Source organism: Actinoallomurus oryzae, assembly GCF_039541955.1.
Classification (GTDB): Bacteria; Actinomycetota; Actinomycetes; order Streptosporangiales; family Streptosporangiaceae; genus Actinoallomurus; species Actinoallomurus oryzae.
Genome location: NZ_BAABHF010000096.1, coordinates 1 through 20,245, shown reverse-complemented (window position 1 = coordinate 20,245; position 20,245 = coordinate 1). Strand labels below are relative to the sequence as shown.

The following is a 20,245-nucleotide window of genomic DNA, read 5'->3' as shown; positions in this document are numbered from 1 at the left end:
CGGGGCGGCCCCCGGGTTTTCCTGCTCATACCGGGCGTCCCAGCGCCGCTTCAGCCCCTCGGCCGCCGTCATGTGCATGCCCAGCTCGTTGGACAGTTGGTGCCAATCGGGCGTCGATCCGTTGCGTCGCCGCATCGCGTACCGCTGATAGGCGACCTCTTCCGGATCGTTGGACGCCTTCGGGGCCGCGGCCTTGCTCGGGTCGGCGCCGGCCGGTGCCGTCTGCCCGCCGGCAGCCGGCCTCGTGGGCGCCCCGGACGCGGGCGCGGGCTCGCTCGGCTTGAGCGGGTCGGCGACGTCCATCGGCGCGACGTTCGCATCGCCGCCCTGGCCGTCCTCGGCCGCCCACTTCGCTCGCCGTTCCGCAGCGCGCTTTTCGTGACGGTGTTGCCGGCGCTCGTCGGCGGACTCCCACGCGTCGTGCCAGGCGTTCGCCCAGTACCGGCGTGCCTCGTTCCGGTCGGTGATCGGGCCGCCGCGTTCGCCGCGAAGGCGGAGGCGTTCTTGCTGGCGGCGGAAGCTGGGCGGGTCCTCGCCGCGCATCAGCCACATCAGGTCCTGGAACAGGTTCCTGACCAGGATGACGGCGAACCACACGATGATCAGGTCCATGACGGCCGCCTCACGCCCCGCCCAGCCGCGACATCATCGTCTGCAGCTGGGCGTAGACGGTGTGGACGGCGTCGCCGCCGGTGTGGCCGAGCGCGCCACCGACCACCAGGGTCAGCAGCGTGGGCAGCACGATCGCGGCGAACTGGGCACCCTTGTCGGCCTTCTTGTCGAAGGCGATGTCACCGATCGCCCAGCCGAGCATCAAGATCGTGAGCGTGAGGGAGACCGCGACGTCCAGGTTCTTCACGCCCGCGAGGCTGGACAGCATCCCGGCGCCCCAGGACACGCCCGCGGCGGACCAGGAGCCGACGAAGGTGAAGACCAGCCCCACCCCGACGCAGGCCGCGATGATCATGACCAGGTAGGTCCACCACTTCTTGGACTTGGCCTTCTTGAACTTCTTGTTGAGCAGCCACAGCATCGCCGCGGCCGGCAGGGCGACTACGAACCCCATGACGTACCTCCTTCGGATGTGGGGGGTCAGATGAGCCAGGAGATGGGCGGGAACTGGGCCAGTACGACCAGCAGCACGCCGGCGGCGACCAGGCGGGAGGCCCGCTCGGAAAGCCACTCGATGTACTTGCAGCACGCGGCGATCGGGAAGGCGACCAGCACGGTGTAGATCTGGCCGGCCCGGCGGGCCGGTCCGGTGGGACGCGCCCACTGCCCGTGCGTCGCGTGAGCCCAGACCTTGGCCAGGCTCGGGCGGTCGGAGCTCCAGATGTCCGGCGGCGTGATCCACCCCAGGAAGCGGGTCCAGACCTTCGCCAGGTGCTTACCGAGAGTGCTGGAATCGGCCTCGGACTGTGCGGCCGACTGTGCGGTGGACTGTGCACCACACTGTGCGGAACCGGGTGTAGCCTCGCGCGCGCGCCCGCGCGCGCCCGCGTTGACTCCCTCGGCGGGGCCGCTGTCCGGCGTGACCGCACTGTGCGGCACCGTCCTGGCCGTCTCGTCACGGACCGTCATCGCCGGTCTCCTTCCACCGCGCCGATCCCGGCCTGGCGGCCGAGGCGGATCAGGTCCGCGACCGTGGCCGTGACGGCCGGATCGGCCAGGAGGGCCTGGCCCTCGTCCACGCCCAGCACGATCGGCGGCTCATCGCCGTTGACCATCAGGTTCTTGGTGTTCTCGGTCACTTGCGGACTCCTTGGTTGAGCTGGTCGCCGGCTGCGACCAGCTGCTGGATGAGGCCCTCGACCGCCTGCTCACGGACCGCGGCCGGGTTGCGGCGCATCGCGCCGCGCAGGTACTCGGCCGCGATCGCGAGCCGCGCGACGACGTCGGCGGCGCCGGCCAGGTCGGCCTGCATCCGCTCCCGCCGCCGCGCGGCGCCGGCGTGCCGCTGCATCGGCTTGCCGGTCCCACGTCGCTTTCCAGCCATCAGCGGACCGCCTCGCTCAGCGGTGTCGCCTCCGCGACATCGCCATCCGCGTCGCCGGTGTCGCGAGCGACATCGGTCTTCGTGGCGGTCGTGATGTCGCGACGCGGCTCAGGCGCGGGTCGCGCGACATTGCTGGCCGACTCGGCGCCGATGTCGCTTCGGCTCGGGCCGGTGATGTCGCGGTCGGTGTCGCGCTCGATGTCGCTCCCGCTCGCGCCGGGGATGTCGTGGCCCTCCGCCGTGGCGGTGGGAGACTGCTCGGCCTCCTTGATTTCCTTGATCAGCCGCTGCCCCTGGCGGGGAGTCAGGCCGAGCCGGCGGCCGAGCTCAGCGCCGCTGATGTTTGACTCGACGGCCAGGATGGCCTGGGCTTTCGCCAGGTTGTCGACCTGCTGCTCGACCGTGGAACGGGACCGGGTCTGCTCGCCTGCGGGCTTGTCACCTGCGGGTTTGCGGGCGGGTTCGGTCCGGCGGCGCCGGGCGTCGATGTCGACCACCTGCTCGGCCGTCCGGGCCTGACCGGTGCCGGGCTTGGCGCCGGCGCTCGGCGTGGGGGCGGGCAGCGCGGGCTGGCGGGGGGCCGCGATGTCGCTCCGGGCCGCGACATCGCCACCTGCGATTCGGCTGATGTCGCCCGGCAGGCCAGGCGGCATGTCGCGCCGCCCCCCGGGCCGTATGTCGCGGTTGATGTCGCGGTCGACGCGCACGTCGTGGTGTGCGACATCACCGGTGGGGCCGGTCGCGATGTCGCGGTCCTGCGTCGCGTCGGGTGTCGTGTCGTGGCCGGAGGCCAGCACCTCGTTGAGGGCCAGCAGCGCCGAGACATCCAGCATCGCGGCGAACAGCAGCCCCCAGGATCCGGCCAGCGGCTGCAGCACTTCATAGATCGAGCGGACCGACAACGACATCGCGGCGACGAACACCGCGCCGGTGGCGACGCGCTTGCCCCAGCCGCCGTTCTGGATCGCGATCAGGTGCGACAGCATCATCGCGACCAGGACGGGCGCGACCCCGTACAGCACGGCCAGCGGCATCGGCACGTGCGTGAACGGACGCGACGAATGCCCGGCCGAGGCCGTGGGGTTGCCGTTGATCGCGTGCCCGATGTTGAACGCCAGCGAGATACCGCTGGTGAGCAGCAGGATCGCCCAGCCCCAGCGGCGGGGCGCGGTGTCCTGGCTGGACACGGTGCGCTCGTCGGCGCGCTCGTTGGCCGGGGTGGTGGTCATGACGTCGTCTGTCCTTCCGGGGTGCAGGCGCCCTGCGCGGCGGCGGCCGCGGGGCGCTGGAGGATGCGGAACCAGGTGATGTGGAACCCGGTGAGCCGGTCGGTGTACTCGCCGTCCTCGTCGCTCAGCGCCTTGACGATCGGCAGCCCGAGGCCGCCCTCGCACCGGTACTCCGGTGCCGCGGCCGTCGGCGATGGCAGCGGGCCCTGGTCGCAGATCTCGACCTGGACCATGCAGGCCGGCTTGATCCGCAGGCGGACGTCGAACTTGCCGCCCGGCCCGCCGGATCGGCTGTGCCGTACCGCGTTGGTGACGAGCTCGTCGGCGGCCAGGACCACCTCATCGATCGGCCAGGCCGTGCCGGCCAGGCAGTCGGCGAGGAACTCCCGCGCGTCGGCGACGCACTCGGGCAGGCCGGCGAAGGACCGGCGGAACATGACCGGGTCGGCCGGGATGGTGGTGGCGGTGTCGGTCATGCGATCGCCCCCGCCAGGACGCCCAGGCCGATGAAGACCACGCCGACCACGCTCAGGTCGATCGCCCGGCGCAGCCAGCGGTACTTACGCCGGACCAGGCGAGACAGCGCGATCAGGTCGATCAGCTCGATGTCGTCCGCCTCGATCTTGGCCGGGTCGTACCTGGTCGGGTCATAGGCGGGCATCTGCTCGCGATGCCAGGCCGAGCAGCCGTGCGTGAACAAGGCCTCGGCCTCGTCGGAGGTCAGGTCGGCGTACTGGCAGAACCCGCTGATGCCCAGGTGCGGGCGGAGCACCTTGGTCAGCAGCAGCACGGTGGCGGCCGCCAGCAGCACGCCGGCCACGCCGAGCGTCCACCGCGTGGTGCCCGGGCCGTGCCCGGCCACCTGGGTGGCGGTGAACGCGGCCGCCGCGCCGGACAGGCCGGCCAACGTCTGGCACTTGGCGTCCACCCGGGTCAGCTCGGCGCGGACCACCGCCAGCTCGCTCTTCAGCAGCGACGCGTACTTCATGACGCCTCACCACCTGCGGTGAGCGCTTGGACGAGCATCCGGTCGGCGATCTGCCCTACCAGCGCCGCGCACTCGCGGGCCTGGCCGAGCAGCTGGTCGGGCGGCACGTCCGCCGGCGGCAGGAGGCCGAGCTTGTCCAGGTGGTCGATCAGGTGCACCAGTGGGTCCGGCTCGCCGGCCCGGTGCGCGGCCACCGCGGCTCGGACCTTCTCCAGCAATACGGCCAGCTGGGCGTGCAGCAGCAGATCCCGGTCCTGGTGGGACAGCCCGCTGGAGACCGGCGTGGTGCCGGTCGCGTCGACGTGGGTGACCAGCGGCTTGCAGTGGTAGCCCCGCCTGCTCGGGTAGTGCGCTGCGGCCTGCTGCAGCGTCTCCTCGGAGACGAACGTGGTGCCGTCCGGGCGGGTCACCTGGACAACGGTGGTCACGGTCCGGGTGCTCATAGCCGCTCCCCCTGAGACAGGAGGACGACCTGGTCGCCGGGAAACCATGCCGTGCGGCCGTTGCCGAAGTCGACGGCGGCCCACACGCCCAGGGGGCTGAAGTCGCAGTGACGCAGCAGACCGTGCCGGTCATCGACACGGACCAGCTGCGGGTGGCGGGCCTGGACCCTCAATCCCACGACGTAGGAGAGCAGCGCTTTCAGCATCAGCGCTCACCTCCTGGCGCACCGGTGAAGGCGATGACGTCGGTCGGCCAGTACGTGCAGGTCACATCTGCGGTCCGGCGGCGCCAGAACAGCAGGCGGGTGAACGACGGGCGGCGCTGCTCGGTCAGGCCCTCGATCGCTGTGGCGACGGACCCGAGGGTGTCGTCGACGTTGGCGATCCCGAGGCTGATGTCGGACAGGTCACCGGCCACATCCGCCAGCGGGGCGCTGGCGACCGTGGCGGTCAGCTCGCGCACCGCCTCGGTGAGGCCGGCCTCGGTGGCCTCCAGGCGCTTGCCGACCGACAGCAGCGCGTACGCGGCACCGGCCAGGATCCGGGTCTGGGGGCTGAGGTCGGCGCCCTCAAGTTCGCTGCCGAGCGCATCCGCGATCAGGTCATCGGCCTGCTTGGCGTAGGCGTCGGCCTCGGGACCGGCGGTGCCGGCCTCGTGCCAGGAGTGGTTGGTCGACCTCATGCCGACACCTCCATGGCCCCGGCGTAGGCCCGGCGGCGCCGGTTCCGGTTGATCGCCCTGCGCGTCCACGGCGCCGTGCCGCCGAAAATGCCGTGCGGCACGACGTAGGGGACCGCCTCCAACCGGAGCGCACGCTCCAGGCACTCGGCGATCACCGGGCAGTCCGCGCACAGCTCACGCGCGGTCTGCTCGTACGCGGTGCGCGCCTCTTCGGAAGTCGGTTCGTTCGGGAACCACTCGTCGGGCTCAGGCGCCTCCAGGCAGTCGCCGTACTCGGCGATCCGCTGACGCAACGTCGCGTTCGAGAGTGACGTGGCGACGCTGAGGTCCAGGTCAACAGGGGTGGGGAGTTGCGAGATACTCGCCATTGGGTCTTGTGTCCTTTCGCGAGGCGGGACCCTTCCGCGGCCTCGGCGCGTCACCGCCGAGGCCGCTCGCGTTTCTTGCCTAACCCGAGCTAACCTCGAATAGATCCAACTATCAAGGTTAGATTTGAATAACCCTCCTCAGATGACACCTGCTTGAGGTTCATGCGTTGACGACTGTCGGGATAGCGAGCGACTATGCGTGCATAGGTCGCCATGTAGGCGACGAGGCCATCGGCCGAGAGGAGTCCGACGTGGAGCTCGTCATGCTGGCTAAGGACGGCACGTCCGGAGATGACGGCTGTCCTGCTGGATACCTCGCCGACAACGGCGAGATCGTCTTCCAGGGCCCGGAGATCGATGAAGCCACGTTCGCCAACCTCAAGAACGTGCTGCCCGGAGAGACCGGCGTCCGCATCGACATCTCCGTTGTGCGTGACGTCCTGGCCCGCTATGACGCCCTGCAGGCGCAGGCTGGATGACGTGACATGACCTATCGGCTCGAGCCAGGAAGCTCGGAGTACCGGCGGCTGTTCGACTCCTTTACCCGCAGCGCATTCCGCTTGGAGACTTTCCAGCGCTACCAGGTGGACTACGAGGAGGAACCGCTCCGGCGCTTCCTGGCCGGCGAGCCGCGTCCCCACGACCCACACAAGCAAGGCTGGATCGAACGTGTCCGCAACGCCGCGGCGGCCGGTAAGACCATGCGACGCGTGCACATCGTCGTCGAACCGGTCTCGGACTACCTGCGGTACGAGCTCTCCTGGAGCTATCGGGACAATGTCGCCGCAGGTGAGGACATCGGCATCATCGCGACTGACACTGGGCGATGGCCTGCAGATCTGCCCCGGCACGACTACTGGCTTTTCGACGACCAGGTGCTGTTGCGCATGATCTACGACGCCGACACGCGCCTCGTGGAGGCCGAGCTCATCGACGATCCAGCGGAGGTCGGTGACGCTGTCCGCTGGCGTGATGTGGCCCTGGCGACCGCCGTCCCGTACCGCGACTACATGAGCAGACATCAGGGTCTGCTGAACCGAGTGTCTTAGAGAGGAAGGGGCTTGCCGACCAGCACTCACCTGCGGGAACGCAAAAAGCTGGGGGATCGGCTGAGGGAAGTCCGGGAAAGCACCGGGCTCAGCGGAAACCGCTTTGCCCAGCGGCTGGGCTGGCTGCAGTCCAAGGTCTCCAAGCTGGAGACCGCCAAGCAGTCGCCAACACCGCAGGAGATCCGAGAGTGGGGCGTCGCCGCCGGCGCCCCACCCGCCGTCGTGGACGAACTCCTCGCCCAGCTCGAGCGGGCCCGCATGGAGTACGCGACCTGGAAAGAGCACTACCGCGCGGCAGGCGGTGCGTCGGGCAAACAGATCAGCGTCCGAACGCTGGAAGCCCAGACCACACGGATCCGAAAGTTCCAGCCCGCGATGATCCCCAGCCAGCTGCAGACCGCCGAGTACGCCCGCGAGCTGCTGCACCTGCCATCTGGGCCTGCCGCTTGGGGAGCAAGCGAGACCGACATCGACCAAATGGTCGCAGCCCGCATGGAACGCCAGCAGATCCTTTACCAGCCAGCTAAGCGCATCCAGCTCATCGTCCTGGAAGCCGCACTCCGAACGCGTCTGTGCTCGCCTGGCACGATGGCCGGCCAACTTGACAGACTCATCGGGCTCACCGGCCTGCCGGCGCTGGAATTTGGCATCATCCCGTTCGAGCGCGCCGTGCCCGTCTTTCCAACCAGCGGGTTCGTCATCTTCGACGACCACCTGGTCGTCGTCGAAACGCTCACCGGCGAGCAGCAACTCAGCGACCCGGACGAGCTCACTCACTACGAACGCTGGTTCGACCTGCTTCGGGAGACGGCCTCGATCGGCCGCGACGCTGTACCGATCATCAAACGCGCGCTCGTGGGGCTTGCCGACGCAGGCGAACCTGCCGAGTAGCGGCAGGTCAAGCCACGTCGTACGAGCCATCCGATCTTGGTCCTTTCGCGGACCCTGGGGAGCCATCGCTGTCCCGGGGCCCTTGGGCGGGTGTGCTTGCCGTCAAACGGTTGGTTCTATTGGTTCTGTACCAACAGAACCAACTAACCACCAACCATGGACCTGCCGAGCGGAAGGCGTCAAGGTGGGACAGATAGATTTGTTGGAACAGAACCAATGGATCCCTCAGGAGACCTGGATGGCGCCGTCGCCCGACCCAGACGCCCCGCTATATATGGAGATCGCCAATGAGCTGCGTATGCGGATCGCCAACGGCGACCTCCCGGCTGGTGCGGCAGTTCCAACCGAGCAAGCCCTCGTCGATCAGTACAAGGTCTCCCGCAACACGATCCGGAACGCCCTTCGGGAACTCAGCAGCCAGGGCCTAATCACCAGCGGCCAAGGGCGCACCGGCCGACGTGTCCGCAACAACCGGCCGATCACCTTCCACGGCTCACAGTCCGAATCGATAGACCGCGCCGACGAACGTCGCGTCACCGGCGTCGACGCCTGGGTCGCGGACGTCCGCGAGGAAGGCCGAGAGCCCAGCCAGACCATCGCCGCTGAGATCGTCAACGCCTCCGCAGCCATTGCACGCTGCTTGGCGATTGACGAAGGCACCCCGGTTGTAGCGCGCCGGCGGCTGCGCACGGTCGACGGCGAACCGCACAACCTCGCCGACACCTACTACCCGTTGGACATCGCCGAAGGAACCCCGATCATGTACCCCGACGACGTCGCGCAGGGCGTCATCGCCCTCATGCGCGAGATGGGGTACGTGCAGGTCCGCTATCGCGACGAGCTTTCCTGGCGGATGCCCACGCCGAAGGAAATCCGCACACTCGACATCCCGGTGGGCATCCCCGTACTGGTCCAGGCCCGTACCGGTTACACGAAAGAGCGCCCAGTGAAGGTGACCGTCACGACCTGGCCGGGAGATCGTGCTCGCATGGTCTACGAGCTGCCCGCATGAATACCATCCGGCCCGCGATCGCCGACGACCTCGACGACGTCCTGGCACTTCTCAACGCCTCGTCACGCTGGCTCAGCGACCGCGGCCTCGACCAGTGGGGCAACGGCTTCGGACCGGACCGAATCGGCCCGCTGATCGACCGCCGCGAGGTCTACATCGTCCACGACGGCGACACCCCTGTCGCAACCGCCGCTGCGTCGGCCGACGGCGACACGGATTTCTGGACCTCCGACGAACTCGCCGAAAACGCCCTGTACCTCAGCAAGGTCACTATCGCTCGTGACCGCGCCGGAAGAGGGCTCGGCACGACGCTGTTCCGCTGGCTGGTCGACCAGGCCGCACGGAACGGCGTTGACCTCGTGCGTCTGGACGCTTGGCGTACGAACCGGAACCTACACGACTACTACGAGCAGACCGGCTGGTCGTACGTACGGACCGCAGAGCGCAAGCATCGCCGCTCTGGCGCACTGTTCCAGCGGGTCGCCGAGCGGGACGAGGAAGCGTGGATGGCGTTTCTGTACACAGGCACGCCGCTGAACACCGACGCCCGCTACGCGCCAGGTGACCGGGTCATCTTCAGCGTGGGCGGCCGTTACCGGGAGGGTGTGGTTGCGGCAACGTACGGCCTCGACTGGACTTGTGAGATGCCCACCGCGTCAGCGCCCATGTATGTGATTCAGTCCGGCAGCGGCCGGTACGACCGCAGCCACCACCAAGTGCGCCGCCCGGCGGCGCGTCCGGCACGAGGGCTGAGGGGCACCGGATGACCACCAAGCAGGAGTAGTTCGTTGAGCCTGCTGCCAATTCCGTATCGGGAGGGCGCGGCGACGCTGCGGGTTCAGTCTGGCGTCGTGATTCGGTGGGTGCCGAGGTAGTGATCGAGGAGGGGTTGTTCGCCGGCGGTTTCCAGCAGCAGGGCCACGGTGGGATCGACCGGTGGCAGGTCTTCGGCGTTCAGGACCTCGGCGATCTTGTCCAATGCGGCGGGCGGAAGGCTGCTGCGAGCGAGCGCGTCGATGAAGGGGCCGTAGCGCAGAGCGGTCGGCACCTGGAGACGCTCGTCGAGGTACGCCTGGCGATCTCGTATCTCTTGACCTGCGATGAGGCTGGTGACGGCCAGCCGGCGTTCCTCGGATTCACCGGTGACAGCTCGTAGCGCGGCGATGAACTTGGGGCCGACGTTGCGGAGCTGGCGGAGGCCTTCGTCGGGGGCGGCGGCCGCCTCCTCCACGGTAGTGAACCCGTTGCGAGTAAGCAGGTTGTAGAACCGTACGTCCAGCTGGGGGCGAAGGGTGCGCAGCGGGGTTGCCGTGCTGGGGAGCTCGTGCAGCCGCCAGCCGCCGATGGCTTCACTGGCCAGCAGGGCGCGGATCTCTCCGGCCAGGGCCGAGCCGCCGACGACGTGCACCGCGCCGGTGTCGATGGCGAACAGCAGTGCAGTCCCTCCGTCGCCTTTCTTGTCGATGACCCATGAGGCGTGCTTGGTGTTATCGAACTGGTCCAGCACGTGTCGCAACGCCTCGTCCAGGTCATCGCCCGCGGGTTGGGGATACCAGCTGGCGGTGTCACTGGCCACGAGTGGCTCGGGCGGTGTGCGGTGGGTGTACCGCGGCATCAGGGGGTCTGGGTCGATGTTCGTCATGTCGGATGTCATCGTGCCCGTTCCGGCAGACACTGGGTAGTCATTCGGCCACAAGTCGGAATCCGATCAGTAGTACGGTTGGTGGTATGGCCGTTAGCAAGCTGAGTGTGAGCGTTCCTGACTGGCTGGAACCAATCATCAGGGACGCCGCACGTCGTGACGGGGTGACCGTGTCGGAGTTCATGGCGGACGCGGTGAAGTCGGCGATCATCGCTCGTGAGGCCGCTGACCGTCAGGCGTATGAGCAGGCGCACGGGATCGACCGGCGCGCGCAGCTTGAGGGCGCCGAGGAAGAGTTCCTCGCCGACCGTACGGGGCGGCAGGGGCGGGTGGCCGGTGCCGCCTGAGCCAGGAGCGGCGCGTTTCGGTGAGGTGTGGGCGGTCAAGGCTGGCGGCAAGCTCGCACCACGGCTGGTCATCAGCGGCGACCGGTACGCTTCGGCGCGGCCGGACATGGTGTTGACCGCGATCGTCGACGCGCCGCCGGAGAATCCGTCGTACGCTCCGCCGGCGAGCGGGTTCCTCGGTGAGGAGATTTCCGGTGTTGGCCGGGCTCAGCTTGATCTGGTCGTGGTGGTCTATCGCGACCGTCTGGTACGCAAGCTCGGCGAACTGGACGCCGCTCGCCATGCTTCGGTGGTCGGTCGGGTCCGGGATCTGATCGGTCCTTGACCGTCCCGGGCACCGCGCGCGACATCAGCTGGTGGGACGGCCGGCGTCGGCGGCCTCGGCGAAGGTGCGGAGCCGATCGGGGTCAGTGACCCTGACGTGCTGGCGCATTTCGGAGGTGATCAGCTTCAGGCTGCGCAGCTCGGACAGGGCCCGTACGACGGTCTTGCGGGAGTCGCCGATCCAGCTTCCCAGGTCCTGCTGGGAAGCACCTGCGGAGGGAACGCTGAGGGTGCCGTCGGAGTGTTGGATGGGGTCGTTCTCTGGCCGGCACAGTTCGGTGAGTAGCCCGGCCAGTCGCTGGGCGGCGGTGGGGTAATCGCGGATGGTGCGCAGCCGGTCGGCTTCCTCCAAGCGCCACTGCTGCAGGCGATGCAGTGCGGCGGAGGCATTGGCGGCGCGGTGGAGGAAGTCAGAGAAGCTGCGGGCGGCCAAACTGATCGCATGCACCTCCCAGGAGGTGACCGTCACCGTCTCCGCCGGGGCCGTGCCCGTCAAGGCGGCTGAGACGCCGATCAGTTCGCCGGGCCCGTACAGCCGGAGCAGCACTGGCCGGTCGCCCTTGATCGCGGTGGCCTTGGCCCATCCCGAGCGGATGATGGTCACCCGATCGGCGGGAACCCCCTCCGAGACGATGACCGTGCCCTTGCGGTGACGGCTTGCTGAGGTGCGGGCGCGCAGTGTGGCTTGCTCTTGGCGGGTGAGCATGCCCCAAAAGTCCCGCGCGTGTGCTGCCGGGCTAGCGGGAAGCGATGTGGCCACGGTTGTCACCGCCCGTACAAAGCGAACAGTACGGCGGGGAGCGAGGCCATGAGGGTGGCCGTCGCAGTCAGCACCCGCGCCCGAGTGCCAGCTGGGGTCGACCGCACGATGTAGACGGCGAGCCCGACGAATGCGAGGGTGACGAGCCCGCCGATGAGCAGGGACAGTGGACGATCAGAATGCATCATGCTCTTCCATGGCCGTTCGTTGGCTTGGGATGTGGGCTTATGGACCGGCGGTCGACCGTGTTGCGGGGTCTGGGTGGAACGTCTGGAAGACCAGACCCCGCACAAACCGACAGCCAGCGATAGCTGGGACGGTATGCCCCCACCTCGGGCGCGGGAAGGGGGGCGCACCCCGGTTGAAACGCTGTGGAAATGCGAGAAGCCCCCGCGCTTCCAGACGCTGGGGGCAACTCACCTGGTCAGCGCCACATCCCAAGCCATGGAAGGCACGCTGTCCTGCCCTAAGTATTTCGGCCTACCCAGGTATCTCTTGGGTCAGTTGACCCATTAGTCCGCACTTGTACAGGCACCAAATCCGACGAGGCAGCAGGACCGCGCGCCAGTCCTCGCCACCTTCGGCCGCGGTGACCACCGCGTACGCGAAGCGGCCCACGGTGATGGCCGTCAGCAGCACCATGGCCAGGGTCGCGGCCAGATGGTGGGAATTGAGGAGCAGCGGGGCGGGTTGAGCCCCGTGAGGGAGTTTCGGGGGAACGAAGAGGGGGCGGGGCGTGGGTGAGGAGTACCCGGGCGAACAACAGCTGGCATGGCCGGCCGAGCCGATACGGGACATGACCGCCGAGCAGTTGACTGCCATGATCGAACGCCTGCGGGCGGCAGGCACGCCCGATGAGGCTCTGATCCGGGCGCTGCAGACCGAGCTCACCTTCCGGCAGGTCGGAATCCGCAACGAACGCCAGGTGGGAGTACCTGACATCCGTCCGGCGTAACCGGCCTCGGCGCTTCAGGCTGGGGTGGCCGTGTTCGCCGCGTTCGATCGTGCTTCGGGTGGCTGTTCGAGCTGCTGCTCTCGTTTGCGCTGATCGTCCTTGATGTCCTCTGCTGCTTCGGCGAACTTGACCAGGCGCTCTTCTTCGCCGAGCTTCCGGTAGGCGCGGATACCGAGTTCGACGGCCTTGTGCTCGTGTTCGAGCTGGTCGGCGGCTTGCTGCAGGTTCATGCTCCGCTCGCGGAACTTGAAGTATCCGGTCATCCCGGCCGAGACGCCGACGGTGAAGCTGATGCCGACGGCGGCCCACTCCAGGCCGGCGTACTTGACCGCTGCGGTAGTGATGGCGCTGGTCAGGAGAGACCCGATGATGATCACTGTTTGGAAGCGGTTATGAATCTTCCGATATCCGAGTGCGTGGTCGCGGTACTCCTCGATGGTCGACATGACGTCGGAGTGGTAGGCCCACAGCACACGGGCGGCACCGCCAGCCGGAATCCGGGACTTGGCATCGCGTTCGGCTTCGCGATGTTTCGCGAGCAGGAGCCGCAGCTCAGCGATTTCCTTCGTTTTCCTCGCCAGGAACCGTCTCCCCAGATAAAACGAGACGATTCCCCCGACTATCGTGACGATATCTATTGCGGTCAGGACGGCGGTGTCCAGACGCATGGGCGAGCGCCGGGGGATGTGGAGCAGATTCAGCGCCAGGACCGCAAGGACGACGATCGTACCGATGCTGACCAGCGTGGTTCTGGTGTGCCGGCGCCCCATCTCGGCGTTATGGATATCCCTATTCGTCTCGTGAATCCTGAACCGGGCTTCCGAAAAATCTTGGGCGGCGGTGTTCGGTCCCTCAACAGGAAGCTCGGCCATAACTACTCAAGATAAACAGCGTCAGAAGCACGTCAAGGACCAGCTATCGACCACAAATGGACGACAGTCATCATCTCTACAGGCTGCGGTGGGGTCCGTCGCCGCGTCGGATTCCGGAATACGGCTGGTGTGGCTGGCCATAACCCGGGCCGCGCTGGGCCTGCTGCCGCTCGACCTGCTCGTTGCGTCGGGCGGTGCGGCGCTGGCGGTCTTCGGCACGGGCCCGGTCGGGTGGGAGGGCCGTGCGCAGGTTGAGTTCGGCGCGTACGGCGGCGAGTTCGGTGCGGGCCTGGTCGGTGGTGGTGGCGCGGGTGTGGTCGAGGAGGCCGAGGTCGGCGGTGGTGGCGGCCCGGGCGGCGGCGGAGTCGTGGTCGGCGCGGATCGCGGCGGCCAGGTGGGTCTCCCAGTTGCTGGTCAGGTCCTCATGCTCGGTGGTGGCGGCGCCTTCTTCCCAGCGCGGCCCCGGTCCTGATGCCGGGTCGCGCTGCTCGTAGGTGCTGCGGGCCTGGGCGGCCAGGTCGGCGAGACGGGCCCGCGCGCCGTGTTCAGCGTCCAGGGCAGTGGACAGCGCACGGCGCGTGGCGCTCAGGTCGGTTCGGACCTGCTCGCGGGAGGTGCCGTCCCTGCGCAGCGCGAGACGGCCGCGCCGGGTTTGGCGTTCTAGGTCATCGAGGCGTTGGCGGGCTGCGCCGGCGTCGGTCTGGTGGCCGGCGAGCTCCGCCCGCACGGTGTTGATCTGGGTCTCGATCGCGGCCGCGGCCGCGACGGCGTCGCGGCGTTCGATCAGCTTGAGGGCTTGTGGGCCGTTGCCGGCGGAGGCCTCGGTCTGCAGGGCCGCGGTGCGGTGTTCCTTCGCGGCCAGGCGTCGTTCGGCGCGGGTGTAGGCGTCGCGGAGGCGGGCGAGCTCGGTGGTGGTGCGGTCGCCGTACGGGCGGCGGCTCCAATGCTCAGCGGCCGCAGCGGCCTGGTCGCTGACGCGGGTGGCGATCGGGTCGGGTTCGCGGCCGAGTTCGGTGAGGACCAGGCGGTCCGCGCGGTCACCGCGCAGGGTGCGGGCGTAGGCGTCGATCGCGCGGGCCAGTTCCTGCTCGGGTGTTTCGGCCTCGCCGTGCCGGGCGCGGTCGACGTCGTCTTCCAGCAGGTTGCGTGGCAGGTACAGGTGGGCTTGGTGCCGGTCGCGGGACATGGCGGGGTAGAGGGTGTTCGGGTCCAGGCCGAGCCCGTAGACCAGGGCGACGTCAGCGGTCAGGCCTTGGGCGGCGGCGACCGTCATCGCGGTGCCGTGCGACAGGTCGCCGGCGGCGATCTGGGCAGGGGTGATCCATTCGGCTTCGATGACCGGGCCGTCGGCGGCCTGGCGGCGCCAGGCGACGCGCACGTTGCGGTGGTCATCGATGGCGGTGATGACGCCGCGGTAGCCGTTCAGCACGTCGACGGTGCCGGGTGCGGCGCCGGGGCGGCGGCTGCGGTAGTCGTTGCCGCGGACCCGCACGTGGTCCCCGACCGCCAGCGCCAGGATCCCGCGTGGGGTGCGGTAGGCGACGTCGGGGCCGGTCAGTTCCCCGGCTGCGCGGCGGATGGCCCGCGTGGTCGTGTTGATGACGTCGACTTCGCTGTTGGTGCCCGCGAGCACCAGCAGCTCCGCCAGCTCAGTGTGGGCGTCGGTGAAGCGCCCGGTCCGGAGGTGGGCCCAGTCGGCGACCAGGGCCGCCAGGGTGTCCTCGCGGTCGCGGCCGGCGTGCACGCGGCCGCCGGCGGTCCAGGTGCGCAGCGCGTCGTCGCGGTGTTCATCGCGCCACAGAGCCAGGGCACGGCGCTCGATCGGATCACTCTGCCGCCGGTTCTCGGTCAGAGCCGGCCCGTCGACCTGGCGCCAGATTCCGGCGAAGCTCCCGCCGACCCCGACGGCCTTGAGCTGCTTGGGGTCCCCGATCAGCACGACCTTCGTCCCGGTGGCGCGGGCATGGGTGAGCAGCACGGCGAGCTGGCGGTCATCGACCATCGCCGCCTCATCCACGACCAGGACGTCGACGCCGTCCAAGCCCCGGCGGCCAGCGCGGCCGCCGTGGGTGATGCTGTGCAGCCAGGAGGCGATGGTGGCCGAGGCGATCCCGGACTCGGCCTGCAGGTTCTGTGCGGCCACCGCGGCGGTCGCAGCGCCGGCGACGGTGTACCCGCCCGTCTGCCAAGCGGTCCGGGCGGCCGACATGAGCGTGGTCTTGCCCGCACCGGCGGTCCCGACCACGGCGTCGACGCCGTGCCCGGCGCCGACCAGCCGATCCAACACGGCGGCTTGTTCGCCTGACAGGTCATAGCCGCGTTCGGCGCAGAACGCGGCCAGGGCCATCTCCGCGATGCTCGGCTCGACGATCGCGAACGTCCGGCCGTACCCGGCCCGCGCGGCCGCCAGGTTGGTCTGCTCAGCGGCCAGGATGTCGCGGGTGGTGTAGCGGGCGCCGTTGGACAGGTGCGGCGGCGCCGAGGGCAGCGGTGCGGCGTGTGCCTCCAGGGCGAGCACGGCGTCGGTGAGCTGCTCGGCCTCGGTCAGGCCGGCGACGCCGCCGGGGATCGCGTCCATGACGGCGGCCAGCACGTCGGCGCGGGTCACCGTCTTGCGGTGCGCGGTCAGCCCATGCTCGGGATCGAAGATCTGCGCGGCGATCTCCTCAATGCTCGGCTGGGCCGGGAGGCTCTGGCCGGGGCGGATCGCCGCGTCGATGACGGCGCCGGCGGGCGTGCCTTGCTGCGCGGCTTGGGCGCGCCAGTCGGTGCGCAGGTCGACCGGGCCGACGCGGCGCTGCTTGGCCTCCTTCGACGTCGCGGACCGGTACTTCCGCTCGGCCGTGCTGGCGGCCTCATAGTCCAGGCCGAGTTCGGCGAACAACGCCTTCACCTGCGCACCGCGTTTGGAGAAGTGCTCCCGCAACGCCGGCGGCACGGCGGTGATCTCCCACGCGCCGGTGGCCGGGTTGCGGGCCCATTCGGTGCCGTAGACGCGCGTGAGCTCGCGGCGGATGCGGGCCTTGACCAGCGCGTCGGCGGCGTGAGCGTGCCGGTGCAGGTCCTGACCGCCCGCGCCGAACGTCGACCACTTCCCATCCACACCGCGGGCCATGTTGGCCAGCACGATGTGCGGATGCAGATGCGGGTCCGGTGCCTGCCCGTCGACGGGGCGGGCGACGGTGTGCCACATGACCCACCCCATCAGCCCACTCGTGTCGATCCGCGTCGCTTGCCGGCCGTCGCCGTGGTGGCCGCGCATCCCGTACCCGGTCCAGGTCTCCACGGCCGCGATGGTCTCGTACACCGCCGCGGTGTAGATGGCCTCGATCCCGGCGGCCAGGTCACCGTCCGCCAGCCCATACAGCACGGACAAGCTCTTGGGCAGGTCCAGGGTCAGGTCATAGCCACGGTTGCCGATCCGGACCCGGGCGTGCCGGTTGTTGCGAGCCGCCTGCAGTTTCCCGGCCGGGAAGACCTGCTCCAACTCGATACCGGCCCGGGCCGCCAGGCGCTCCAAGTCATCGATCGGGACCGTGTGCGCCTCACCCTGACGGTCCACGCCGCGCATCATCCGCTCGACACGCGCAACGGCCTTCTTGCTGCCCACCAGGTCGGCCAACCCCGCCGGTCTGCCCTGCTGACCCCGTTCGATCCCGGCGGCGGTCAGCGCGGCCAGGAACGGGATGGCGGGCAGCTTGGCGATCGGCGCGTACTCCAGCTTCGGGTCCACCAGCTGCTCACCGGTCCGTGGATCCGCACCGTCCAGCAACGCCCGCGCGACGTCGTGGTCGGCCTCAGTCAGCTCGGCGCCGGGGGTGATGCCGAACTCGGCCAGGCCGTTGCCGATCCACACCAGTGGGCGTTCCTCCGCGGTCATCCGGTACCCGAGCTGGTGGTCCTCCGCCAGCACGTCAGCCTCCGGCTCGATGACACCGGGCTCGGGGCCGTGCAGCTGCTCGATGCCGCACCCCGCGGACAGGGTCAGCCGGTAATCCCCCTGCGCTTCATCCGGGCCCAGCGTGGTCACCCACGCCACGTTGATCCCTCCCCCGAACCCCCCGCCGGCGGCGGCCACCCTGCCTCTGGGTCGGCCCTGCCGGTCGTATCGCCGTCAGGCGATACCTTTGGTCCTTCGGCTGATCTTGCTGTGTTTGATCATGCGTCTGGATTGTGCGGGTTTCAAGGCTCTGTGCCGGTGTGTCGCTGGGCTGACTTGTGTGTTGATGGGGGCTTTGGGGCTTGGGGTCGGCCTGGTCACCCGGGTGTCCTCGCGGTTTCGGCAACGAGCGCCTGGTCGCAGAGAATCCTGTCGAGCGCGGAACTTTTGTCAGTGGGAACGCGAACTTAGTGTCAGTGGTCGGCGCGGACCTGTTGTCAGTGGGGACAGGCGCGCCGTTGGAGGCGCGCCTGTCAGTCCGTCGCCTGGTGGTCGGTGCTGAGGTCGAGCGGGTCGTCCGCGTCGCGGGGGGCTGGGTCCGGCTCGGCCGGATCGCTTGGAGTTGGAGTGGGGCCATAGGCGTGGAGGGGGTCGTCGCTCCAGCGCACGCCGTGCGGGAAGCGCGGCCGTGGCGGGTAGGTGTTGGGGAGCTCTCCGCGTTCGCCGGCGATGTGGCCGTCGTTGTTGAGCCGGAGGCTGAACATGATGTCCCAGGCTGGTTCGGCGTGGTGGGGGCCGTTGCGGCATTGCAGCAGCCCGGCTTGTTTGAGGGCGTGCTCGGCGTGGAGGTAGCCGCGACGGAAGTCTGCGTAGTGGGGCCCGTTGCCGAAGGCGAGTGCGGCGGCCAGGACGGTGGCTTCGTCGCGGGTGAGTTCTTCGTGGAATAGGGCGGTAGTGCTGACGGCCTTGCGCTGGGCGGGTGCCAGGAGGTCGTCGCGCGGGGTGATGGTGAAGGTGTGCGGCGGGATGCGGCGTAGCGCTATTGGGCCGCCGATGCGTGGGTGCGCGGCCGTGTGGTCGAGGCTGTTGGGCGAGTTCGTCGGTGGCGTAGGCGCCGAAGCGGCTGATATGCGAACGCAGGTAGGGCGACAGCGCGGCGAGCTGGTCGGCGGTGATGGACCACCCGTCGCCGACCAGCTCGCGGAACACGTTCACAGGATCGGGTAGCGCCCGGAGCGAGCGAGAGCACGCCCGGCCTGGGGTGCAGCGTTGGGACTACTTGTTGGCGTACTTCGCGATGGAGTCACCCGCGACATGGTTGTGCCGCCAGGACGGCAGGTGCTGGTAGATGAGCTCCCCGAACGCTGGTGCGAGCGGCTGGTCGACCCAACCGCGGAGGATCTCTGAGCCGACGGCAAGCCAGTTGACGGGGATCGCGCCAGCCTGAACGAGGCGCATGACCGCCGTGTCGTGTGTCTCTTTGGTAGTCGCCGCAGAGGCGTCGACGACGATGTAAACCTCGTAGCCACGGTCGAGAGCGGTCAGCGCGGTCAGGGCGAGGCAGATGTCGGTCTGGATGCCCGCCATGATCAGCTTCTTGCGTCCGGTGGCGTCGATGGCCGCAGCGAACTGGTCGCTCTCGAACGCGTCGAAGACCGGCGGACGGTGGATGACGGGGGTGTCGCCGAGGACCTGGGCGAGCTCGGGGTAGAGAGGGCCTGCTGCGAAGTCCTCGGGAGCGGCGGTGACGACCAGCGGTAGGTTGAACAGCTTCGCGGTCTTGGCCAGCGCGACCGTGCCGTTGAGGTTCTCTTCGATCGTGTGCGATCCGATGAGGTTCGAGAAACCGACCTCGTGATCGATGAGGACGACCGCGCTGTTGTCGGCGGTGAGTGGCGTGTGCGGCATGACTTTCTCCTCCGTTTTGGGGCTGAATTGCTCTGGTCCGATGAGGCGGTCGACTTCAGGTTCCGGTGCGGACCCGTCCGAGGCCCCGGGCCGGTGTGGCTCGTACGGCTGGTGTCAGTCAGCCGGCTTCTGGCCAGTTGCCACGAGCGCGCGGATGGTGGTAGGCAACGTGCTCTCCTTACGGTCGTGTGCGGACGCCGTTCGGCGTCGTGATCGTAATAAGTTGTCTGCGCAGGCATGTATTTCCGGGGGTGTCATGCTGTCGGCCCGGCTTGCAGGAGCCGCTGGCGGTGCCGTTGACCGGCTGGTGAGCCGGGCGGACCTGACCCGCACGGCCTTTGCAGGAGCGCGCTGGTCGCTTCCTGGAACCCGGTGGCCCGGTGAGTTGGCCCAGCAGATGCGCGCCCGATCGCACGAGATCAGCCCAGGAGTGTGGAGGGTCAACCCCGACAGCGCGCCAGACCGCACCTCAACACGCGTCGGCTGACCACGATCGCGAAGAGACGTTATGTCGAGCCCGGCGCTCGAGCGAGCGGTGGAACCCGTCGGCTATGCCGGCCAACAGTGCCTCGGAGCGCCAGCGGAGAGGCCGAGCGGAGCGAGGGTCCACAGGACCGCTGTTGCCAGGTTCCCTTATGCCCTTTTCCTTCTCATCGTCATTCGCGCAGTTCCACGGCTGGAGCTTTAGCGGAAGCCTGGAGCATCAGGGGAAACGACCCGTACACCCTGGACCCGTACACCCCCTCCTTCTCCGCGCAGCGGGTGTACGGGCCACGTCGTTTCGCCTGGTCACAGCGCCTTCTGGTCGTACGGCTTTCTCATCGGCCGTGGCAACGCCGTACGGGTGCCTCTTCTGCTCTTCCGCGAGGTACGAGCGGATGCCCGTACGGGGTCGGTTC

The 20,245-nt window shown here is 68.9% G+C and carries 26 protein-coding genes and 1 pseudogene; 8 read left to right on the top strand and 19 right to left on the bottom strand.

The genetic code is table 11. The features are described from left to right. The 12 genes and pseudogenes from ABEA10_RS50920 to ABEA10_RS50865 all read right to left on the bottom strand — a co-directional run. Window positions 1-612 (bottom strand): annotated as a pseudogene (locus ABEA10_RS50920) (hypothetical protein); the annotation flags it as partial. Window positions 613-622: 10 nt separating this feature from the next. After that, entirely contained in the window at window positions 623-1,066 is a 444-nt protein-coding gene (locus tag ABEA10_RS50915; protein ID WP_345475944.1) for a hypothetical protein, read from the bottom strand. A 26-nt stretch (window positions 1,067-1,092) separates the two neighbouring features. Continuing rightward, the gene (locus tag ABEA10_RS50910) at window positions 1,093-1,581 is read right to left on the bottom strand and encodes a hypothetical protein (protein ID WP_345475943.1); all 489 of its coding nucleotides are present in this window, start codon (window positions 1,579-1,581) and stop codon (window positions 1,093-1,095) included. After that, window positions 1,578-1,751, bottom strand: a complete 174-nt coding sequence (locus ABEA10_RS50905) for a hypothetical protein (protein ID WP_345475942.1) — start codon at window positions 1,749-1,751, stop codon at window positions 1,578-1,580. The genes ABEA10_RS50910 and ABEA10_RS50905 overlap by 4 nt, the downstream gene beginning before the upstream one ends. Then, entirely contained in the window at window positions 1,748-1,996 is a 249-nt protein-coding gene (locus ABEA10_RS50900) for a hypothetical protein (protein WP_345475941.1), read from the bottom strand. Before ABEA10_RS50900 ends, ABEA10_RS50905 begins: the two co-directional genes overlap by 4 nt. Next, on the bottom strand, window positions 1,996-3,225 hold the full coding sequence (locus ABEA10_RS50895; protein WP_345475940.1) for a hypothetical protein: 1,230 nt from the start codon (window positions 3,223-3,225) through the stop codon (window positions 1,996-1,998). The genes ABEA10_RS50900 and ABEA10_RS50895 overlap by 1 nt, the downstream gene beginning before the upstream one ends. Further along, window positions 3,222-3,701, bottom strand: coding sequence for an ATP-binding protein (locus tag ABEA10_RS50890; RefSeq protein WP_345475939.1), 480 nt, complete (start codon window positions 3,699-3,701; stop codon window positions 3,222-3,224). Before ABEA10_RS50890 ends, ABEA10_RS50895 begins: the two co-directional genes overlap by 4 nt. Continuing rightward, on the bottom strand, window positions 3,698-4,213 hold the full coding sequence (locus ABEA10_RS50885) for a Pycsar system effector family protein (protein WP_345475938.1): 516 nt from the start codon (window positions 4,211-4,213) through the stop codon (window positions 3,698-3,700). Before ABEA10_RS50885 ends, ABEA10_RS50890 begins: the two co-directional genes overlap by 4 nt. Next, window positions 4,210-4,656 (bottom strand): hypothetical protein, encoded by a 447-nt coding sequence (locus ABEA10_RS50880; protein ID WP_345475937.1) that lies wholly within the window; start codon window positions 4,654-4,656, stop codon window positions 4,210-4,212. The genes ABEA10_RS50885 and ABEA10_RS50880 overlap by 4 nt, the downstream gene beginning before the upstream one ends. Then, on the bottom strand, window positions 4,653-4,862 hold the full coding sequence (locus ABEA10_RS50875; protein WP_345475935.1) for a hypothetical protein: 210 nt from the start codon (window positions 4,860-4,862) through the stop codon (window positions 4,653-4,655). The genes ABEA10_RS50880 and ABEA10_RS50875 overlap by 4 nt, the downstream gene beginning before the upstream one ends. Continuing rightward, complete coding sequence (locus ABEA10_RS50870) at window positions 4,862-5,338, bottom strand: hypothetical protein (protein ID WP_345475934.1); 477 nt, start codon at window positions 5,336-5,338, stop codon at window positions 4,862-4,864. Before ABEA10_RS50870 ends, ABEA10_RS50875 begins: the two co-directional genes overlap by 1 nt. Continuing rightward, the gene (locus ABEA10_RS50865; RefSeq protein ID WP_345475933.1) at window positions 5,335-5,706 is read right to left on the bottom strand and encodes a WhiB family transcriptional regulator; all 372 of its coding nucleotides are present in this window, start codon (window positions 5,704-5,706) and stop codon (window positions 5,335-5,337) included. Before ABEA10_RS50865 ends, ABEA10_RS50870 begins: the two co-directional genes overlap by 4 nt. Window positions 5,707-5,957: 251 nt before the next feature. Between ABEA10_RS50865 and ABEA10_RS50860 the strand changes: the two genes are divergently transcribed. The 5 genes from ABEA10_RS50860 (at window position 5,958) to ABEA10_RS50840 (ending at window position 9,425) form a co-directional block, all read left to right on the top strand. Beyond that, a complete protein-coding gene (locus ABEA10_RS50860; RefSeq protein WP_345475932.1) occupies window positions 5,958-6,185 on the top strand; it encodes a hypothetical protein in 228 nt (75 codons plus the stop codon). A 6-nt stretch (window positions 6,186-6,191) separates the two neighbouring features. Further along, window positions 6,192-6,755, top strand: a complete 564-nt coding sequence (locus ABEA10_RS50855; protein WP_345475931.1) for a DUF6879 family protein — start codon at window positions 6,192-6,194, stop codon at window positions 6,753-6,755. Between the two features lie 12 nt (window positions 6,756-6,767). Beyond that, window positions 6,768-7,646 carry a helix-turn-helix domain-containing protein gene (locus ABEA10_RS50850; RefSeq protein ID WP_345475930.1) on the top strand — a complete coding sequence of 293 codons (879 nt, stop codon included), beginning with the start codon at window positions 6,768-6,770 and terminating at the stop codon, window positions 7,644-7,646. A 184-nt stretch (window positions 7,647-7,830) separates the two neighbouring features. Continuing rightward, entirely contained in the window at window positions 7,831-8,658 is an 828-nt protein-coding gene (locus ABEA10_RS50845) for a GntR family transcriptional regulator (protein ID WP_345475929.1), read from the top strand. Next, a complete protein-coding gene (locus ABEA10_RS50840; protein ID WP_345475928.1) occupies window positions 8,655-9,425 on the top strand; it encodes a GNAT family N-acetyltransferase in 771 nt (256 codons plus the stop codon). Before ABEA10_RS50845 ends, ABEA10_RS50840 begins: the two co-directional genes overlap by 4 nt. A gap of 71 nt (window positions 9,426-9,496) precedes the next feature. On the opposite strand, the gene ABEA10_RS50835 is transcribed toward ABEA10_RS50840, so the two are convergent. Next, complete coding sequence (locus ABEA10_RS50835) at window positions 9,497-10,300, bottom strand: hypothetical protein (protein WP_345475927.1); 804 nt, start codon at window positions 10,298-10,300, stop codon at window positions 9,497-9,499. A 107-nt stretch (window positions 10,301-10,407) separates the two neighbouring features. Between ABEA10_RS50835 and ABEA10_RS50830 the strand changes: the two genes are divergently transcribed. Together ABEA10_RS50830 and ABEA10_RS50825 are read left to right on the top strand one after the other, a co-directional pair. Then, entirely contained in the window at window positions 10,408-10,647 is a 240-nt protein-coding gene (locus ABEA10_RS50830) for a hypothetical protein (protein WP_345475926.1), read from the top strand. A 25-nt stretch (window positions 10,648-10,672) separates the two neighbouring features. Continuing rightward, window positions 10,673-10,972: a hypothetical protein gene (locus tag ABEA10_RS50825; protein ID WP_345475925.1), complete on the top strand. Its 300-nt coding sequence runs from the start codon at window positions 10,673-10,675 to the stop codon at window positions 10,970-10,972. A 24-nt stretch (window positions 10,973-10,996) separates the two neighbouring features. Here ABEA10_RS50825 and ABEA10_RS50820 read toward each other — a convergent pair whose 3' ends face one another. Together ABEA10_RS50820 and ABEA10_RS50815 are read right to left on the bottom strand one after the other, a co-directional pair. Then, window positions 10,997-11,677, bottom strand: a complete 681-nt coding sequence (locus ABEA10_RS50820) for a Crp/Fnr family transcriptional regulator (RefSeq protein ID WP_345475924.1) — start codon at window positions 11,675-11,677, stop codon at window positions 10,997-10,999. Between the two features lie 59 nt (window positions 11,678-11,736). Then, the gene (locus ABEA10_RS50815; protein WP_345475923.1) at window positions 11,737-11,916 is read right to left on the bottom strand and encodes a hypothetical protein; all 180 of its coding nucleotides are present in this window, start codon (window positions 11,914-11,916) and stop codon (window positions 11,737-11,739) included. A 551-nt stretch (window positions 11,917-12,467) separates the two neighbouring features. On the opposite strand from ABEA10_RS50815, the gene ABEA10_RS50810 reads away from it, so the two are divergent. After that, entirely contained in the window at window positions 12,468-12,686 is a 219-nt protein-coding gene (locus ABEA10_RS50810; RefSeq protein WP_345475922.1) for a hypothetical protein, read from the top strand. 14 nt (window positions 12,687-12,700) lie between these two features. Here ABEA10_RS50810 and ABEA10_RS50805 read toward each other — a convergent pair whose 3' ends face one another. From ABEA10_RS50805 to ABEA10_RS50790, 4 genes are all read right to left on the bottom strand, one after another. Continuing rightward, window positions 12,701-13,558 (bottom strand): SLATT domain-containing protein, encoded by an 858-nt coding sequence (locus ABEA10_RS50805; protein WP_345475921.1) that lies wholly within the window; start codon window positions 13,556-13,558, stop codon window positions 12,701-12,703. A 76-nt stretch (window positions 13,559-13,634) separates the two neighbouring features. Next, the gene (gene mobF / locus ABEA10_RS50800; RefSeq protein ID WP_345475920.1) at window positions 13,635-17,597 is read right to left on the bottom strand and encodes a MobF family relaxase; all 3,963 of its coding nucleotides are present in this window, start codon (window positions 17,595-17,597) and stop codon (window positions 13,635-13,637) included. A gap of 374 nt (window positions 17,598-17,971) precedes the next feature. After that, window positions 17,972-18,202, bottom strand: a complete 231-nt coding sequence (locus tag ABEA10_RS50795; RefSeq protein WP_345475919.1) for a hypothetical protein — start codon at window positions 18,200-18,202, stop codon at window positions 17,972-17,974. Window positions 18,203-18,713: 511 nt separating this feature from the next. Further along, window positions 18,714-19,346: an isochorismatase family protein gene (locus tag ABEA10_RS50790; protein WP_345475918.1), complete on the bottom strand. Its 633-nt coding sequence runs from the start codon at window positions 19,344-19,346 to the stop codon at window positions 18,714-18,716. Between the last annotated feature and the right edge of the window lie 899 nt (window positions 19,347-20,245).

Coding starts and splice junctions, on each gene's coding strand:
- ABEA10_RS50915 (WP_345475944.1), bottom strand. CDS start 1,066: ATGGGGTTCGTAGTCGCCCTGCCGGCCGCGGCGATGCTGTGGCTGCTC.
- ABEA10_RS50910 (WP_345475943.1), bottom strand. CDS start 1,581: ATGACGGTCCGTGACGAGACGGCCAGGACGGTGCCGCACAGTGCGGTC.
- ABEA10_RS50900 (WP_345475941.1), bottom strand. CDS start 1,996: ATGGCTGGAAAGCGACGTGGGACCGGCAAGCCGATGCAGCGGCACGCC.
- ABEA10_RS50895 (WP_345475940.1), bottom strand. CDS start 3,225: ATGACCACCACCCCGGCCAACGAGCGCGCCGACGAGCGCACCGTGTCC.
- ABEA10_RS50890 (WP_345475939.1), bottom strand. CDS start 3,701: ATGACCGACACCGCCACCACCATCCCGGCCGACCCGGTCATGTTCCGC.
- ABEA10_RS50885 (WP_345475938.1), bottom strand. CDS start 4,213: ATGAAGTACGCGTCGCTGCTGAAGAGCGAGCTGGCGGTGGTCCGCGCC.
- ABEA10_RS50880 (WP_345475937.1), bottom strand. CDS start 4,656: ATGAGCACCCGGACCGTGACCACCGTTGTCCAGGTGACCCGCCCGGAC.
- ABEA10_RS50875 (WP_345475935.1), bottom strand. CDS start 4,862: ATGCTGAAAGCGCTGCTCTCCTACGTCGTGGGATTGAGGGTCCAGGCC.
- ABEA10_RS50870 (WP_345475934.1), bottom strand. CDS start 5,338: ATGAGGTCGACCAACCACTCCTGGCACGAGGCCGGCACCGCCGGTCCC.
- ABEA10_RS50865 (WP_345475933.1), bottom strand. CDS start 5,706: ATGGCGAGTATCTCGCAACTCCCCACCCCTGTTGACCTGGACCTCAGC.
- ABEA10_RS50855 (WP_345475931.1), top strand. CDS start 6,192: ATGACCTATCGGCTCGAGCCAGGAAGCTCGGAGTACCGGCGGCTGTTC.
- ABEA10_RS50840 (WP_345475928.1), top strand. CDS start 8,655: ATGAATACCATCCGGCCCGCGATCGCCGACGACCTCGACGACGTCCTG.
- ABEA10_RS50835 (WP_345475927.1), bottom strand. CDS start 10,300: ATGACGAACATCGACCCAGACCCCCTGATGCCGCGGTACACCCACCGC.
- ABEA10_RS50820 (WP_345475924.1), bottom strand. CDS start 11,677: ATGCTCACCCGCCAAGAGCAAGCCACACTGCGCGCCCGCACCTCAGCA.
- ABEA10_RS50815 (WP_345475923.1), bottom strand. CDS start 11,916: ATGCATTCTGATCGTCCACTGTCCCTGCTCATCGGCGGGCTCGTCACC.
- ABEA10_RS50805 (WP_345475921.1), bottom strand. CDS start 13,558: ATGGCCGAGCTTCCTGTTGAGGGACCGAACACCGCCGCCCAAGATTTT.
- ABEA10_RS50795 (WP_345475919.1), bottom strand. CDS start 18,202: ATGTTCAGCCTCCGGCTCAACAACGACGGCCACATCGCCGGCGAACGC.
- ABEA10_RS50790 (WP_345475918.1), bottom strand. CDS start 19,346: ATGCCGCACACGCCACTCACCGCCGACAACAGCGCGGTCGTCCTCATC.